15 protein-coding genes are annotated in these 16562 nt (G+C 55.8%); all 15 read right to left on the reverse strand.

Going from position 1 to position 16562, the window contains the following annotated elements:
- Window positions 1–37 precede the first annotated feature (37 nt).
- A complete protein-coding gene (gene cheZ, locus RT644_RS06420; RefSeq protein WP_020454142.1) occupies window positions 38–682 on the reverse strand; it encodes a protein phosphatase CheZ in 645 nt (214 codons plus the stop codon).
- 10 nt (window positions 683–692) lie between these two features.
- Window positions 693–1082 (reverse strand): chemotaxis response regulator CheY, encoded by a 390-nt coding sequence (gene cheY, locus RT644_RS06425; RefSeq protein WP_007371559.1) that lies wholly within the window; start codon window positions 1080–1082, stop codon window positions 693–695.
- 17 nt (window positions 1083–1099) lie between these two features.
- Complete coding sequence (locus RT644_RS06430; protein WP_020454143.1) at window positions 1100–2149, reverse strand: chemotaxis response regulator protein-glutamate methylesterase; 1050 nt, start codon at window positions 2147–2149, stop codon at window positions 1100–1102.
- Window positions 2146–3015, reverse strand: a complete 870-nt coding sequence (gene cheR, locus RT644_RS06435; RefSeq protein ID WP_017458307.1) for a protein-glutamate O-methyltransferase CheR — start codon at window positions 3013–3015, stop codon at window positions 2146–2148. Before cheR ends, RT644_RS06430 begins: the two co-directional genes overlap by 4 nt.
- A gap of 19 nt (window positions 3016–3034) precedes the next feature.
- Window positions 3035–4633 (reverse strand): methyl-accepting chemotaxis protein IV, encoded by a 1599-nt coding sequence (gene tap, locus RT644_RS06440; RefSeq protein ID WP_020454145.1) that lies wholly within the window; start codon window positions 4631–4633, stop codon window positions 3035–3037.
- Between the two features lie 41 nt (window positions 4634–4674).
- Window positions 4675–6339, reverse strand: a complete 1665-nt coding sequence (gene tar, locus RT644_RS06445; RefSeq protein WP_020454146.1) for a methyl-accepting chemotaxis protein II — start codon at window positions 6337–6339, stop codon at window positions 4675–4677.
- Window positions 6340–6425: 86 nt separating this feature from the next.
- A complete protein-coding gene (locus RT644_RS06450; protein ID WP_313626186.1) occupies window positions 6426–7388 on the reverse strand; it encodes a spore coat U domain-containing protein in 963 nt (320 codons plus the stop codon).
- Complete coding sequence (locus RT644_RS06455; RefSeq protein WP_313626187.1) at window positions 7388–9781, reverse strand: fimbria/pilus outer membrane usher protein; 2394 nt, start codon at window positions 9779–9781, stop codon at window positions 7388–7390. Before RT644_RS06455 ends, RT644_RS06450 begins: the two co-directional genes overlap by 1 nt.
- On the reverse strand, window positions 9757–10521 hold the full coding sequence (locus RT644_RS06460) for a molecular chaperone (protein WP_313626188.1): 765 nt from the start codon (window positions 10519–10521) through the stop codon (window positions 9757–9759). The genes RT644_RS06455 and RT644_RS06460 overlap by 25 nt, the downstream gene beginning before the upstream one ends.
- Before the next feature lie 14 nt (window positions 10522–10535).
- Entirely contained in the window at window positions 10536–11009 is a 474-nt protein-coding gene (locus RT644_RS06465) for a spore coat U domain-containing protein (RefSeq protein WP_313626189.1), read from the reverse strand.
- A gap of 91 nt (window positions 11010–11100) precedes the next feature.
- Window positions 11101–11670 (reverse strand): spore coat protein U domain-containing protein, encoded by a 570-nt coding sequence (locus RT644_RS06470; RefSeq protein WP_269230776.1) that lies wholly within the window; start codon window positions 11668–11670, stop codon window positions 11101–11103.
- Between the two features lie 419 nt (window positions 11671–12089).
- Window positions 12090–12593: a chemotaxis protein CheW gene (gene cheW / locus RT644_RS06475; protein WP_007371553.1), complete on the reverse strand. Its 504-nt coding sequence runs from the start codon at window positions 12591–12593 to the stop codon at window positions 12090–12092.
- Window positions 12594–12615: 22 nt separating this feature from the next.
- Window positions 12616–14667 carry a chemotaxis protein CheA gene (gene cheA, locus RT644_RS06480; RefSeq protein ID WP_313626423.1) on the reverse strand — a complete coding sequence of 684 codons (2052 nt, stop codon included), beginning with the start codon at window positions 14665–14667 and terminating at the stop codon, window positions 12616–12618.
- 10 nt (window positions 14668–14677) lie between these two features.
- Window positions 14678–15637 (reverse strand): flagellar motor protein MotB, encoded by a 960-nt coding sequence (gene motB, locus RT644_RS06485; protein ID WP_017458317.1) that lies wholly within the window; start codon window positions 15635–15637, stop codon window positions 14678–14680.
- Window positions 15634–16521, reverse strand: coding sequence for a flagellar motor stator protein MotA (gene motA, locus RT644_RS06490; RefSeq protein ID WP_017458318.1), 888 nt, complete (start codon window positions 16519–16521; stop codon window positions 15634–15636). The genes motB and motA overlap by 4 nt, the downstream gene beginning before the upstream one ends.
- Window positions 16522–16562: the final 41 nt, after the last annotated feature.

Raw genomic sequence — 16562 nt, forward strand, 5'->3', positions numbered from 1 at the left:
CGCCTTCAGGCTGGCTGAAGGCGCGTGTACAGAGACATCAGAAGCCCAGACTGTCGAGCAAGTCGTCGACCTGATCCTGGCTTGCCACCACGCCCGCTTTGGTCGCGTCGAGTTGTGGGCCATTGAGCAGGCTGTCGTTTTCACGCTTCGGCCGTGCGGACTGTTCCGGGATGTTCTCCAGCAGCACCATCAACAGCTGACGTTCGATCTCCTGGATAACATCCATCATGCGTTTGATAACCTGACCGGTGAGGTCCTGGAAATCCTGCGCCATCATGATGTCCAGCAACTGGGCGTTGGTGAAGCTGGTGTGCCCCGGAATTTCGCCAAGGAATTTGCGCGTATCGGTCACCAGTTCACGCGCATCCGCCAGTTCGATCGGGTTTTCAAACCACTCGTCCCAACGTTTGCTCAGCGCTTTCGAGCCTTTTTCCATCTCATCCTGGTGCGGCTGAGAGGCTTCAACGCTGTTAAGCGCGCGTTCTGCCGCTTGCGCGGTCATCTGCACAACATAATCCAGACGGTCACGCGCGTCCGGAATCGCTTCCGCAGCTTCGGCAATCGCCTGGTCGAGACCTAATTCGCGCAGGCTATCACGCAACATACGCGTCAGGCTGCCAATCCGGGCAATGATGTCGCTGGGTGAATGTTCGTCCGCTGGTTTAATTGAAGGTTGAATCATTAGCCAGTCCTCACATGCCAAGTTTCTCGAAGATCTTACCGAGTTTCTCTTCCAGGGTTGCAGCGGTAAACGGTTTCACCACGTAGCCGCTCGCGCCGGCCTGCGCCGCCGCGATGATGTTCTCTTTTTTCGCTTCTGCTGTAACCATCAGCACCGGCATGGAAGCCATATTGCTGTCGGCACGAATCGTTTTCAGCAGTTCCAGACCGTCCATGTTTGGCATGTTCCAGTCAGAGATAACAAAACCGAAGCCACCCGTCTGCAATTTGTTTAACGCATCAACACCGTCTTCTGCTTCTTCAACGTTGTTAAATCCCAGCTCTTTTAGCAGGTTACGTACAATTCGACGCATGGTGGAAAAGTCATCCACGACCAAAAACTTAAGCTCTTTATCCGCCATAAAAAATTACTCCTGGTTCAAATACGTATCGCCTGTCCGGCACTGATTTTCGCCAGCATCTGCTGGCTTACCTGGCTAAGATCGACCACTTCGCTGACGCCACCCATATTGATGGCCTCACGCGGCATGCCGAACACCACACAACTTGCTTCATTTTGCGCAATCGTCCAGGCGCCCGCCTGGTGCATTGCTAACATTCCGGCCGCGCCATCGTTGCCCATCCCCGTGAGAATCACTCCCACGGCGTTACGCCCCGCGTGTTTCGCCACCGAATTAAACAGCACGTCCACCGACGGTCGGTGCCGGTTAACCGGCGGGCCGTCATGGATCTTAATTTGATAGTTCGCCCCGCTACGCGCCAGCTCCATATGCCGATCGCCAGGTGCAATATACGCGTGTCCGGGTAATACGCGCTCACCATCTTCCGCTTCTTTGACGCTGATCTGACAGAGCTTATTCAAACGCTCAGCAAATGAGCGGGTAAAGCCCGGTGGCATATGCTGAGTGATAAGAATACCCGGACTTGAGAGCGGCAATGGCTGGAGTACATGCCTAATTGCCTCTGTTCCTCCGGTTGACGCGCCGATTACCAGCAGTTTTTCCGAGCTGAGTAACGGCCCGGCTTTCAGCATGGTCGGCGCTTCCATCGGTTTATGCGCCGCGATACGCGCGCGTGACGCGGTGCGTACCTTGTCGGCAATCATCTCGCTGTAAGCCAGCATGCCTTCGCGAATGCCAATCTGCGGTTTGGTGACAAAATCAATTGCCCCCAGTTCCAGCGCCCGCAGCGTCACTTCCGAGCCTTTTCCGGTCAGTGAAGAGACCATTACCACCGGCATTGGACGCAAACGCATTAATTTTTCAAGGAAATCCAGCCCGTCCATGCGCGGCATTTCCACATCCAGCGTTAACACGTCCGGGTTGAATTTTTTAATTAAATCCCGGGCAACCAATGGGTCTGGCGCCGTCGCCACCATTTCCATATCGCTGTGGCTATTGATAATTTCTGTCATGATCTGGCGCATCAATGCGGAATCATCGACGGACAACACCCTGATTTTACTCATGCTTTATCCTTACTCAGCGCATAAACTGTTTGCCCACGAAGGGTAAACTCACGCACGAGGTTGCTGAAGTTCTCCGAATGCCCGGCAAACAATAATCCGTCCGGCTTAAGCAGCGGAGCGAAACGATGCAGAATGTCCTGTTGCGTCGTTTTATCAAAATAAATCATTACGTTACGGCAAAAAATTGCGTCGAAAGGCCCCGGAACGTTGTACTGCTTATCCAGCAGATTGACCGTGGTGAAATCGACGTAGTTCGCCAGTTCCTGCCGTACGCGCACCAGCCCGGCATGCGGGCCTGTGCCGCGCATAAAGTAGCGTTGCATCTGCTGGGGCGAGAGGGTTTTCAACTCGTCCTGGCGGTAGATGCCGCTACGCGCTTTTTCCAGCACTTCTGTATCAATATCGCTGGCGAAAACTTTCCAGCGACCCGGTGCCATACCCAGCGCATCAGCGAGGGTAATGGCAAGCGAGTACGGCTCTTCGCCTGTCGACGCCGCCGCGCTCCAGACCCGGTATTCCCCCGTGCGTTTGCGCGCATGGTCCGCGAGAACCGGGAAGTGATGAGCTTCCCGGAAAAACGCGGTGAGATTGGTGGTCAGCGAGTTAATAAACGCTTGCCACTCGGCGCTGTTCTGGTTCGCTTCCAGCATGCTCAGATAGCGGCCAAAATCATCTAGCCCAAGCGTGCGTAAACGGCGGACAAGGCGGTTGTAAACCATGTCGCGTTTATGATCCGCGAGGACAATCCCCGCACGCTGGTAGATCAATTGACATATCCGACGGAAGTGCGCGTCGGACAGCGCCAGGCGCTGTGTCATCTGTTGCAATATTGATGACGTTTGCCCGTTAGGCATGGATGATGTCATAGCGCCTTCTCAACTAGGTTCAGGATGCAACGGGCACTGCCTTAGGCGGTGCCACTTCGGGTATTGCGACATGCTCTTCAATCTTAAATACGGCCACCAGCGCGGTAAGGTTATCTGCCTGGTTAGCCAGTTGGTCGGTGGCGGAAGCTGCCTCTTCAACCAGCGCAGCGTTCTGTTGTGTCACCTGATCCATCTGTGTTACTGCCTGAGCCACCTGCTCTATCCCGCGCCGTTGTTCATCGGACGCGGAGGCGATCTCGCCCATGATGTCGTTGACCTGAGTGACAGAGCGGACGATTTCCGTCATCGTCTGCGCGGCGGTATCCACCAGGGTGGATCCCTGCTGAACGCGGGAAACCGACTCTTCAATCAGGCCTTTAATCTCTTTTGCCGCCTGCGCGCTGCGGCTTGCCAGGTTACGCACCTCACCGGCGACCACCGCGAAACCCCGCCCCTGTTCACCGGCGCGGGCCGCTTCCACGGCGGCGTTCAGCGCCAGAATATTGGTCTGAAACGCGATGCCATCAATCACACTGATGATGTCGCCAATTTTCTGCGAGCTGCCGGCAATCTGCTGCATGGTACTTGCCACGCTCGATGTCTGCTGCCCGCCTTTTCTCGCCGTTTCCGCCGCGCTCTGCGCAAGTACGGAAGCCTGACGGGCGTTATCGGCGTTCTGGCTTACCGTCGACGTTAACTGCTCCATGCTGGCCGCGGTTTGCGCCAGCGACGCCGCCTGCTGCTCCGTTCGCGACGATAAATCATTGTTGCCCGCCGCGATTTCCGAGATACCGGTATGCATCGCGTAGCTGCCCTGGCGGACATCGCTCACCGTGGTGCGTAACGCAGTTTGCATCTTTTTCAGGCTGGTAAAAATCGCCGAGATCTCGTTACGCCCCTCAACGGCAATCGGTCGTGCCAGATTGCCTTCAGCGATGCTGTCAAAGTGGCTGCTGACCACCGCCAGCGGCTGGACAATCATCTTGCGCGACCAGAACAACGCGGCGCTGGTCAATAACGCGGCAAGAATAACCACCACGACAAAAATCACCGCCGAGCGATGATAATTACTTTCACCATCCGCTCTCGCCTGTTCAGTAAAGTGGTTAATGTGTTTCTCCCACGCACTGAAACTGGCATCAAACTTATCCTGCGACTCCTGCACCGGCGCGGTCATAAAGTCCGACAGCTGGTTGTTTTCAAGCCAGGTCGCCTGGTGCTCCAGGTCACCGCGCCAGGCGGTGTAACTGGCCTGCGTGATTTCCTGTAATTTTTTGCCTTCCGGTGTCATCACCTTCAGGCCAAGAAACTCTTTTTCTACCTCTGCCGACTGCTTGAGGCTGGCTTTCGCCTGGGTCATCAGCGCCTTGATGTCATCCGGCGGATAACTCAGCGCCGTTAACGTCCCTGCTTTGTTCAACGCGGTGCTGGCCTGAAGCAGCGTGGCCCGCATCTGCATTAATGCGCTGCGCTGGTGATTACTGTTTTCTACTTCCTGTAAGTGTGAAGTGCTCTCTTTAAATGCCCAGAAAGACAACCCGTTACTGCCAACCTGTAAAATGCCACACACGATCAAAATCAAAAAAAGTGTTGTCGAGATGCGAATACGATTTAACATTAACGCCCCATCTGGCGGAAAAAGTCCGCGGTTAAGAACTGCTAAAATGTTTCCCAGTTATCCTCTTGTCCGGTTACAAGTTGGCGACTCCGCGCCGGGGTCTGAGCGCTGCCTGCTGCCGGAGTTGTAGCACGCGACGCCGGTTTGCCGGATACAGAAGAAAGGCGGAAAGCAGATACCGCCTGCGTCAACAAACTGGCTTGTTCTTCTAAAGCGGCCGCTGCGGCTGCCGATTGTTGTACCAGTGACGCGTTTTGCTGCGTGACGCGATCCATTTCGGATACCGCCAGCGCAACCTGATCGATGCCGCGGCTCTGTTCATCAGAAGCCGAAGCGATCTCACCCATAATGTCGTTCACCCGGGTTACCGCGTTAACGATGTCCGACATCGTCTCCCCTGCGCTCTCCACCAGCACAGAACCGGTATCGACACGGGAGACAGAATCTTCAATTAAGCCTTTAATTTCTTTCGCCGCCTGCGCACTGCGGCTGGCAAGATTGCGCACTTCTCCGGCGACCACGGCGAAACCGCGCCCCTGCTCGCCCGCTCGCGCGGCTTCCACCGCGGCGTTCAGCGCCAGGATATTGGTCTGGAAAGCAATGCCGTCAATCACACTAATAATATCGGCAATTTTTTGCGAACTGCCCGCAATGTCGTGCATGGTTTTTACCACGCTGTTGACCACTTTACCGCCGCGCTCTGCCGTTTCCGACGCACTCTGCGCCAGCAGTGCAGCCTGACGGGCGTTATCGGCGTTCTGTTTCACCGTGGCGGTCAACTCTTCCATACTGGCGGCGGTCTGCTCGAGCGCGGACGCCTGCTCTTCGGTACGGGACGAGAGATCGTTGTTGCCGGCGGCGATTTCACTGGTACCGGCATAAATGGCATCTGAACCCTGGCGGACGTTGGTCACCGTTTCGATCAGCGCGTTCTGCATATGGTCAACGCTCTGCGCCAGTTCGGTCATTTCACTGCGACCAGCAATGGTCAGCGAATGTGTCAGGTTGCCACCGGCGATTTCACGGATATGGGCAATGACCGACGACAACGGCGACAGCAGAATACGGCGAATGCCATACCAGACCCCGGCCAGTACGATCACCAGCGCCAGCGCCAGGATCGCCATCTGCCATTTGGCAAAATTGTAATCACTGACACTCTGTTCCCAGGCATTGCGATACAGGCCTTCACTCAAATCCGCGTATTTCTTCATCGCATCGCCAAGGGCGTTTTGCATCCCCTGCGTCGGCTGCGCCATAAAGCCGTTAATATTGCCGGCTTCAAGGAACTGCACCAGTTCCGCCAGCGCGGCATTGTAGGTGCGGTATTTCTCATCCAGCGTCTGGCGCGCGGCGTCAGTTTCCGGCAGCGATGGCAGCGCGCGGAAGGCATCGTAATGTTTTGCCGCATCGGCAAGCGAGGCTTTCGCGCTGTTCAGCAAATCGGTTTTCGCACTGCTCTGCTGGTTGCTCGGATCCAGCAACATCCGCGCCGAGGAACGGCTCAGGTTGATACGCGTTTGCAGCATCAACTCCCAGGCTTTACCTAATTCCGTCTGTTGCATGCGCAGGTCATTGGAGACCGCAAAACTTTGCTGGTTTTGCTTAAGCGACGAAAAAAACAGGCCACCAGAGACAAGCTGCAACAAGGCAAAGACCACCAGCACGCTCATAAGCAGAGTAACGACGCGGATACGGTTCAACATGCAACACCTTCTTGATAAGTTCTTAACGGTGTTATCGGCATGCGGCCACGGAACTTTACATTTGCGAAAGGGAATTAAATTATGACTTAAAACGCGATATCCACAGTTAAGGTATCACTATATGTTCCCCCCGGCGGCGTGGTCTGCGACGTCAAAATTTGCGCGGTGTAATTGTAGGTTCGCAGCAGGCCATCGGTGCTAACCTGCGATGAGACGCCGCTTGACCAGCGCTCCGCGCCGGCGCTGCCCCAGCGGTTGGTGGTTGCCCCTTTGTAAATCTCATAACTGAGCCGGTTGCTGCCGCTGGCCATATTCCGCGCGCTGCCGTTGTAGTAGCCGCCGTTGTTGATGCCGACGGTGTAAACCATGCCTTTCGTACAGGTGATGGCAACAGATTGCGAAATAGTCGGGAAGTTGCGCACCAGCGGCGCGCTGCCAAAATTGACGTTCGGTGCGCTGATGGTGGTGCAGTCGTTGGTGATGGTGCCGTTGACCAGCAGGCTGGTGGTCACCGTGCCCGTTTGTGCTGTCGAACAGAACCCTAAAATCCCCACCGAGCAGACGTTATACGCGACGCTAAAATTGAGCGTCACCGTATAAGGCCCGGCGCTGACGTTTTGCCCCGGTACGGTGAGGAAATAGAGCGGCAAGGTGTAGGTTCGTGTGCCCAATAACGCCAGCAAGGCTGAGCCGTTCCAGGTGTAGCTGTTGCCACTGATAGTCGCTTCGCTATTATTTGCGCAGTTGGCCTGGCCGCAGACACGGAGCGGGATCACATCCGTCACGGCGGCATTATCAGACCGTTTCATGACGCCCCGGTTCGAGGCGGTGGCGCTCGCCCCGGTCAGCGTCAGGGTAATCGAGTCGTTGGTGAGCAGGTTGAGCGCCGCGTCGCAGCGCACAATCAGGCTGGCGGTGGTATTTTGCGCCGAGGCGTTAAGCACAAACGAGGTCACCGTGCCGAACGCACCACTGGTCGTGCTAACCGTACAGGCCGACCACGCTGACCCGCTGCACAGGAGTAATAAAAGAAGAAGTAGCCGACGCATCAGGGGTTCCTCCGGCAGGTCAGTGGCCCGTAGGTTTGCAATTTATGGTCAGGATTGGCGAGCAGCGTGAAGCGGGTGTCGCAGGTTTTGCCATCCGGCAAACGGACATGCAGCGCATTGGCCTCATCCAGGTTTTCCAGCCACGCAATGCCGTCATAGCCGACAATGGCCGTGGCTTTACCCGCCCGGTCAACTTCGCTGGCAAGCGGAATGGCTTCGCCGTTTTCATCATGCAGGATCACGCTGGCGACGCGCTCCTGCACCATCGGAAATTCCACCAGATAGCCACTGCGCCGACGCAGCGAAATTTTGCGCTCGGTATCTTTCAGTTGCGTATCCGCCGGTAAGTTCAGCGTATTAATGCTGTAACTGGCCGGGTAATAGGCAGATACCCCGCTCACCAGCAGATAGCCGTCACGGTTGGTTTCACCCACCGGCTGATTTTCATAGTTCACCGGCACACCGCCGTGACCGCCGGTGCTGATCACCACAAACGCGTCATTGATGCGGTTGGCGGCAAATAGCTGGCCATCCATCAACACCAGCGACCCCAGCGCTTCGCCCCACCATGTCAGCATGTCGCTTTCGCCGTAACCGCCGCCCTGCAACTCGACATTGTTATTGCGCCAGCCCAGCGTGCCTTGCTGGTAATTTTTCGCCTGCGACTGGTGCGCAAAAGCCATGTTCCAGCTAAAACCGCCATCGGTCGGCATGGCGTGGTTATAGTTGATACGCTCGGTGGAGCCGTTATCGGGGGTTCGCTCCATACTCACCGCTGCGCTATCCATGTCGCCAATCGGTATTTGCAGCGACAGGGCAAATGTCCAGTCGCCCTGCTGGTTATCACGGCTCGCCGCCAGATAAAGGCTACTGCCGCCCCACAGATTGCGGCTCCAGGAGAGGTTGAGCAGTTCCGTCTTTTTATTATCAAAGCTGCGTACACCGATCCATGCCGCGCCCACGTTGCCGAAATCGCCCATATTAACCGTCAGCGCATATTGATCCGTGTTGCGGCTCAGGCTGGCGACAGGCCGCTGCCCGTTGCTTTGCTCGTTGTTGTAGAGGTTGCGCTGGTCGTAGAGCGCCAGATTGCCAAAGCCGCGATCGCGTCGGCTGTGCTGCGTATTAACGCTAAACAGGCGGGTATTGTACTGATACCCCCAGGCACGCTGGCTGCCGTTATCGCCAGACATGCGGCTTTGCGTCCATGCTCCGTTCACTACGCCAAGCCGCCCGAGTTTCAGCACCGCGCCCGCGCCGCCCAGCGTCAGAGACTGCGCCGCTTCGCCATGCCCTTCGAGGGTTAAATAATCACTCACTCCATAGCGATACGATCCGCTGGCCACCAGCGTCCCGTAATCAATATTCTCAACGCCGTAATTGCGCCGCAGCGCCCCCACGGTAATCGCTCCGTCGCTCAAGCCGGGTTTGAGCAAATCGCTGGCGACATAAAAAGGCAAGGTGGTGCTGACCTGGCGCCCCAGCGCATCCGTGGTAACCAGCACGGCATCCCCCGCGCCGTTGATATAGGGCATATTGGTCAGCGTGAAGGGACCCGGTTGTAACTGCGTGTTCCCGGCGCGATAGCCGTTAATAAACACATCCACCGAGGTCGGTACTGCCGCTTCGCCGGAAAACGCGGGCAGTGGCCAGGTGACCAGATCCGGGCGCAGGGAGAAGTCGCGCCCGTAACTGACGCCGCCGATACGCACACTGCTGCTCCAGGTTAATGCATCGGAAATAACATCGCCCACGCTCCACTGCGTGGCGTCATCTTCATCGGTAAACGTGAGGGTGGTGTCATAACGCATATACCCTTCCTGCTGCCTGAGGCTGCCGGAAAGTGTCTTACGCAGTGCACCGGTTGAGGAGAGCACGCCGTTGCCGTTGAAGTAGCGAAACTCATGCCACAGCGCCGCCTGACCGCCGATGTGTTCGGTGGTGCTGGTGTAGACATCGTAATTGAGTAACGCGCCCTGACCATATTTCGGTGTCGTGCGCCGCAGACCCGAGTTAAACGCCGTAGCACGCTCCGGCACCCACTCACCGGGCACCGAGAGCAGCAGACGCTGACCCGCGCTGTCATAATCGGCGCGCACATTCGCCAGTGCCGACACATTGACCTCCCCTTGCGGTAGATGCTCAGCAGGCAGCCCGGCCTGCAGGAGATCGGCGCTGGAGACAAAAAAGGCGTTCTGCCGCCGGGTCACGGGCACCACCCGCCGGGTATCGTAATGGTTAATCACCAGGCTTAAATGGTATACAGCGTGCTCGTTGATGGCGTGCGCATCGGGCGGCGGCGGGAGCATATCATCGCCCTGTTGTGCCCGTGCTGAACTCGCCAGCAGCATAAAAGTGACCGGTAAAATCAGTTGCCGGCGGACGACTGCCATTCGCTTTCCCTGGCATTGATCGTCGCCTTCATTTCCACTGGATTACTGATACCCGCGGGTAGCGGCCAGCTACGCACACTGTGCGGCAGCACATAACCGAGTAGTCCCTCGGCAACCTGCCGCGTTTGCCCGCCTTGCCGTACGCTGACTTTGCTTAAGCGGACATGGACATCACCATTGTTACGCACTTCCAGGGCCGGTTTGCCGTTTTCCCGGCTCACCCGCCAGCGTAAATCTTTGGTATCTACCAGCGCATGATGCGCGCCGCTGGTGTGAGTTTCGATGCCGGTGCCATAAACAAAGAGCGGAATCGAGTAGCGCATTTGCAGCTTGAGGCCAATCTGCGGTTTGTCGCTGTTTTCCGGCTGCGGGATCTCATCGACGATGATGCGATAAGCCTGTTCGACACCCGCCGGGATTGACGCCTGCTTGATCAGGCGAATCAGCTGTTTGCTCTCTTTTTCGATTCTCACAATCGGTGGGCTGGCAACGATCTCGTTTTGTTGCTGGTAGCGTTCAAGCCCCCTTTCCTGCTGCCAGCGGACAATGCGCACCTGCATGGTGGTGGGCGCTTCACCCTGGTTCTGGATCCATAATTCGGTCGCGTTGCTGGTGGCGCTGAGCCACGGATCGATGGGCCAGAGCAGAATAGTGGCCGCCGCAAAAACGTTGCCCGCGCTAAGCGTCAGCGCACAGGCACACAGCACGCCCGCCGCGCGACCCGTCGAAATGACCTTCATCGCCTTCTCCCTTGTTACCATGACAATGTCACAGTGAGTTGATCGGTATAGGTTCCCGCCGGGCTGAACCCGGTTAGCTGCGCCGCACCGAAAATCGCCAGCGAGATAGTGTTGCTATTGCTGTAAGCGACAGAGACGGCCTGGTTAACGCCGATCTCGGTATTTGCCGCCAGCGTGCTGCTGGTATAGAGGCGATAAGGCACGCGATCTGTACCGCCGCTGCGTTGCATGTTGCGCACGTTTGCGTAGTTCTGCCCGCCGTTGATAGTCATACTCAGCGCCACGCCGGGCGTGCAGCCCAGCGAGAACGACGCGCCAGGCACGAAGCTGGCGGTGACCTGCCCGCTCTGCACGCCGCTGCGGGTGCCAAAATTGAGTGAGCCGAGTGCCCCGCCGCTGCCGCTCACCACTGAACAGCCAGGCGCGATGGTTGCGCCCACGGTGAAGGTTTGCGTCGTCACCGCAAAGGCACCCTGCGGGGCCATCATCGCGAACAAGAGCAGCCCAGAAATGACGCGCAGAGATCCCCGGTTCCCCCGCAGGGAAACGCGCATGCCGCCTGGCATCATCTGGGGAGGTTTAGTACGTCACGCTCACATTGATCGTATCGGTATAGGTACCCGGTACGACGCTAACGCTGTTACCACCGCCGGAGATCCGCCCATAGAGCGTGTAGTTATCGACACCACCGGTCGTTGAAGCGCGAGGAATGTTGGTGTTGTTAGTGATGACGTTGCTGAAGCCGCTATCGCTATAAAGGCTGTAGGCAACGCCTTGCGTGGTATTGGCCGCATTGACCAGATAACGGGCAGGCGTTCCCGGTGTGCCGACCACGGTGCCCGGCGCGGTAGAGTTGGTGTTGCCGGTTACCTGCACGGTGTAATCGGTTGTCGTACATTGAATACCGAAACTGTTACCGCCGCTTGCGTTGGTGAGTTGGGTGGTGAGCTGTGAAAACGTTGCCGGATGCGTACCAAAATCAAGCGTACCAAAGTTGATCCCGTTCTGGCTTGGCGAGCCATTAATCAGGCAGCCGTTAGTCAACGTCAGGGTCGCGCCAATCGTCCCGCTACTGGTGACAGCACGCGCGCTTTGCGCGGCCATTACCAGAACACCACTTGCCAGCACATAAAGTAATTTTCTGTTCATGTTTCCACCTCCGAAAATACCGCGTGCTGTTTATTTCACCGCGCAATTAATTAGCCACCGAAATAAGAAAAACACGCAAACAATTAAAGCAGGAATAACAGAAATTTAGTTTACGCTGCGCGCTTCAACCACTTAAACGCAACGGCGTAAGAGCAATAAGCAGGTGATGATTTTATGCCTTCAAATCATTGAGTTAGCCAATAATTGATGGCTAATCCATTAATTTCCCGAAAGATATATACCTTTAATTGTGATAAATATCACAATATATGACCAGCCGTAACGAGAAGTAAGAGAACTTTATGAAATAGAAATTAAGCGGGGATGAAGGATATATATTATAGCGGCAGAAAAAGAACAAAATAAAGGCGGATGAAGCAGCTTCATCCACCTTTATTATTACGCGACTGGCGTGATTATTACGCTACGTGCGTGGCTGCGATATCCAGCAGCGCCATTTCTTCGCTGTTGAGCAGTTTCTCAATGTTTACCAGAATCAGCATACGGTCGCCGAGCGCGCCGAGGCCGGTCAGGTATTCGGTCGACAGCGTGACCGCGAATTCCGGTGCCGGGCGGATCTGGTCAGATGCCAGCGACAGGACGTCGGAAACACCATCAACCACAATCCCCACCACGCGCTGACCGAGATTCAGCACGATAACAACCGTGTTGTCATCATACTCGACATCGCCCTGGCTGAACTTCACGCGCAGGTCGACAATCGGCACAATCACACCGCGAAGGTTGGTGACGCCTTTGATAAAGTCGGGGGTATTGGCGATTCGGGTCACCTGATCATAGCCACGAATTTCCTGCACTTTGAGAATATCGATTCCGTATTCTTCATCGCCCAGAGTGAAAACCAGGAACTCCTGACCTGATGGCTCGCCCGCCAGTTTTGCTACATTACTCATACCGGTCATGTTTTATACCTTCTTAACTAAATCAGGCGGCTGTGTGCGCCATACGATGTTCACGATTCAATCCCTGCAACGCTGATACGTCAACAATCAGCGCGACGCTACCATCCCCAAGGATAGTGGCAGCAGAAATGCCCGGCACTTTGCGATAGTTGCTTTCCAGGTTTTTCACCACCACTTGATGCTGACCAATCAGTTGATCAACCAGCAATGCATAGCGACGACCCGCGCTTTGCAGAATAACGACAATCCCCTGCGTAGCCTCGGTTTTCGCGCCCATAACATCAAAGACTTTCCACAATTCAACCAGCGGCAGGTATTCGCCGCGCACTTCCAGCACGCGCTCACCACCGGCCAGCGGATGCAGATCCTCTTCACGCGGTTGCAGCGATTCCATTACCGCGTTCAACGGCAGGATAAAGACTTCGTTGTTCACTTTTACTGACATGCCGTCGAGGATCGCCAGCGTCAGCGGCAGCAGGATACGAATGGTCGTCCCGGTGCCCTGTTTCGATTTGATTTCAACGTGGCCGCCCATCTCCTGGATGTTACGTTTCACCACGTCCATGCCCACGCCGCGTCCGGAAACGTCAGTTACCTGTTCAGCGGTGGAGAAGCCCGGCGCGAAAATCAGCATGCCCACTTCTTCATCGGTCATGTTCTCGTGTACGGCCATCCCCTGCGAAATCGCTTTCGCCAGGATACGTTCACGGTTCAGACCTGCGCCATCGTCGGTCACTTCAATACAGATGTTCCCGCCCTGGTGTTCCGCCGAAAGGATCAGGTTGCCGATAGGCGATTTCCCTGCTTCCACACGTTTTTGTGGCGTTTCAATACCGTGGTCGAGGCTGTTACGCACCAGGTGCGTTAACGGGTCAATAATGCGTTCAATCAAGCTCTTATCAAGTTCAGTTGAGCTGCCCTGCAGCGTCAGTTCCACTTGTTTATCAAGCTTGCTCGCCAGATCGCGAACCAGGCGCGGGAAGCGGCTGAAGACGTATTCCATCGGCATCATACGGATGGACATCACCGATTCCTGCAGGTCGCGGGCGTTGCGTTGCAACTGGCTCATGCTGGTGATCAAATCACCGTGCGTCACCGGGTCCAGCTCGTTCGAACGCTGTGCCAGCATGGACTGGGTAATAACCAGTTCGCCTACCAGGTTGATCAACTGGTCAACTTTTTCGACCGCAACACGGATACTGGTCGATTCACTGGCGCGGGCTGCCGGTTTTTCACGGCCTGCCGGTTGCTCTTTCGCTACCGCTTTCAGCGCAGGTGCCGCAGCCGGAGCCGCCGGCACCGCCGGAACAGCCGCCGCTGCCGGCGCTTCGGCCACTTCAGCCGGGGCTTCAACAGCCATTTCTGCTGCCGCGGGCGCGGGTGCCGCTTTTTCGAAAGCGATTTGATCCGCTTCGATAACAAAGCACAGCACCGCGATAATGTCGTCTTCGCCCACACCACCGTCGATAGTCACGCTCAGGGTATCTTTCCCCTTCACCACATCGCTTAGCGTGCCGAGGTTGCCCAACTCCTCTTCGAGTAAGTCAACTTCATTCTCTTTCAGGCGAGAAAGAACGATTCGTAATTTACCGTCGTTTTCAGCGGCGGGCGCTGTCGCATCAGATGCCAGTGCGGTCTCTACAACCGAGAGTTTTGCACCATTCGCAGCGGCAGGAACGACCTCTCCTTTTGCCTCCAGCGCCAGCTGGCGCAGGGCATTGCAGATGTATTCGAAGCTTGCGGCATCTGGCTCTGACGAGCTTTTATAGGCATCGAGCTGTTCCTGCATAATATCTTTGGTTTCCAAAAACAGGTTGATAATGTCGGTGTTGAGCTGCATCTCGCCACGCCGAGCCTCATCAAGCAGGTTCTCCATCAGGTGAGTTGTTTCCTGCAAGATGGTAAAGCCAAATGTACCCGCACCGCCTTTAATAGAGTGAGCAGCACGGAAGATGGCGTTGAGCTGTTCTGAATCCGGCGCTTCCGGCACCAGGTCCAATAAATGTTGTTCCATATCGGCCAACAGTTCGTCGGCCTCATCAAAGAATGTTTGGTAAAAATCACTAATATCCATGCTCACGCTATCACCTCGGATTGGCTTGTGGCGACGTAGGAACTGCTGCCGGAGACGAGGCTGCTGGCGCGGGTGCTGCCGCTGCCGCTGGCTCTGGCTGTGTAATCGCGCTTATTGGCGCACTCTGACTTTCGGCGTTCTCATGCAGAATGGCCGCTTCTGCTTGTTTATTCAGCACCAAAAGACTAATTCGGCGGTTGATTGCTTCATCCGGGCCGCGGTTGACCAGGCGCATGGTTGCCGCCATGCCAACAACGCGCATCACTTTGCCATCATCCAGGCCACCGGCAACCAGCTCACGGCGCGACGCGTTAGCGCGATCGGCGGAAAGCTCCCAGTTGCTGTACCCTTTATCGCCGTTAGCGTAAGGGGCATCGTCGGTGTGACCGGAGAGGCTCACTTTGTTCGGGATCCCATTCAGTACTGGCGCAATCGCCCGTAAAATATCGCGCATATAAGGTTCGACTTCCGCGCTACCGGTTTTAAACATCGGCCGGTTCTGGCTATCGATAATCTGTATACGCAACCCTTCCTGTACCAGGTCGATTTTCAAATGCGGACGCAATGCGCGCAGTTTGGGATCGGCTTCAATTAACTGGTCCAGATCGCCGCGCAATTTACTCAAGCGCGACTGCTCCATGCGTTTTTTCAGGTCGTCAATATTGGGCTGTTTTTGTACTTCGCCCTGTTGCTGTGTGTAGTCATCGCCACCGCCCGGGATCGGGCTGTCGCTGTTCGAAATTCTCGGCCCACCCGTGACCGCAGTTGCCAGCGGCGTGCGGAAATACTCCGCAATCTGGATAAGCTCTTTCGGGCTGGAGATGGAGATAAGCCACATCACCAGGAAAAACGCCATCATCGCCGTCATAAAGTCGGCATAGGCAATTTTCCAGGAGCCGTGTCCGCCGCCACCGTGGCCTTTATGTTTTTTTCGTCTAACTACGACGATCGGATGGGACTGGTTTTTCATGCGTCCTCAGTCGTCGTCTGTTGGTTAGGGTTTCTGACCGCACGAACATGTTCGTCCAGTTCGATAAACGACGGGCGCTCGCTGGAGTAAAGTGTTTTACGACCAAACTCAACCGCGATCGGCGGCGCATAACCGTTCAGGTTCGACAGCAGGGTTATCTTCACGCACTGCATCATTTTGGCGGTTTCCGCACTCTTCTGGCGAAGTACGCTTGCCAGCGGAGAGATAAAACCGTATGCCAACAAAATACCGAGGAAAGTTCCCACCATCGCATGCGCAATCAGCGCCCCCAACTCCGCCGCCGGACGATCCGCCGAGGCCAGCGCATGTACTACACCCATTACCGCCGCCACGATACCGAACGCCGGAAGTGAGTCACCGACCATCGCCAGCGCGTTCGCCGGGACTTCGGCTTCACTTTCATGGGTCTCAATCTCTTCATCCATCAGCGCTTCAATTTCGAAGGTATTCATATTGCCGCTAATGATAAGTCGCAGATAATCCACGATAAATTCAAGCATCGTCGCATCCGCGAGAATGCGCGGGTAGCTGGCGAAAATCTCGCTCTCTTTCGGGTTTTCAATATCCCGTTCCAGCGAGAACATCCCTTGCTGACGTGATTTCGCCATCAGGCGATACAGCAGCGCCAGCAAGTCCATATACATACTTTTGGTGTACTTCGAACGGCGAAACAGCAAAGGCATCGCTTTCAGCGTTCCTTTGATGGCTTTACCGTTGTTGCCAACGATGAATGCACCTACCCCCGCGCCCCCGATGATGATCAGTTCAGACGGTTGATAAAGTGCCCCAAGTTCTCCGCCGGTCATCATATAACCGCCAAAGACTGCACCAAGAACAACCAGGTAACCTAATACGATAAGCACGACATCATCCTTCTGCTAATGACTAAGGCTCGGGATAAACA

This window comes from Kosakonia sp., assembly GCF_032104925.1.
GTDB lineage: Bacteria > Pseudomonadota > Gammaproteobacteria > Enterobacterales > Enterobacteriaceae > Kosakonia.

Coding starts and splice junctions, on each gene's coding strand:
- cheZ (WP_020454142.1), bottom strand. CDS start 682: ATGATTCAACCTTCAATTAAACCAGCGGACGAACATTCACCCAGCGAC.
- cheY (WP_007371559.1), bottom strand. CDS start 1,082: ATGGCGGATAAAGAGCTTAAGTTTTTGGTCGTGGATGACTTTTCCACC.
- RT644_RS06430 (WP_020454143.1), bottom strand. CDS start 2,149: ATGAGTAAAATCAGGGTGTTGTCCGTCGATGATTCCGCATTGATGCGC.
- cheR (WP_017458307.1), bottom strand. CDS start 3,015: ATGACATCATCCATGCCTAACGGGCAAACGTCATCAATATTGCAACAG.
- tap (WP_020454145.1), bottom strand. CDS start 4,633: ATGTTAAATCGTATTCGCATCTCGACAACACTTTTTTTGATTTTGATC.
- tar (WP_020454146.1), bottom strand. CDS start 6,339: ATGTTGAACCGTATCCGCGTCGTTACTCTGCTTATGAGCGTGCTGGTG.
- RT644_RS06450 (WP_313626186.1), bottom strand. CDS start 7,388: ATGCGTCGGCTACTTCTTCTTTTATTACTCCTGTGCAGCGGGTCAGCG.
- RT644_RS06455 (WP_313626187.1), bottom strand. CDS start 9,781: ATGGCAGTCGTCCGCCGGCAACTGATTTTACCGGTCACTTTTATGCTG.
- RT644_RS06460 (WP_313626188.1), bottom strand. CDS start 10,521: ATGAAGGTCATTTCGACGGGTCGCGCGGCGGGCGTGCTGTGTGCCTGT.
- RT644_RS06465 (WP_313626189.1), bottom strand. CDS start 11,009: ATGATGGCCCCGCAGGGTGCCTTTGCGGTGACGACGCAAACCTTCACC.
- RT644_RS06470 (WP_269230776.1), bottom strand. CDS start 11,670: ATGAACAGAAAATTACTTTATGTGCTGGCAAGTGGTGTTCTGGTAATG.
- cheW (WP_007371553.1), bottom strand. CDS start 12,593: ATGACCGGTATGAGTAATGTAGCAAAACTGGCGGGCGAGCCATCAGGT.
- cheA (WP_313626423.1), bottom strand. CDS start 14,667: ATGGATATTAGTGATTTTTACCAAACATTCTTTGATGAGGCCGACGAA.
- motB (WP_017458317.1), bottom strand. CDS start 15,637: ATGAAAAACCAGTCCCATCCGATCGTCGTAGTTAGACGAAAAAAACAT.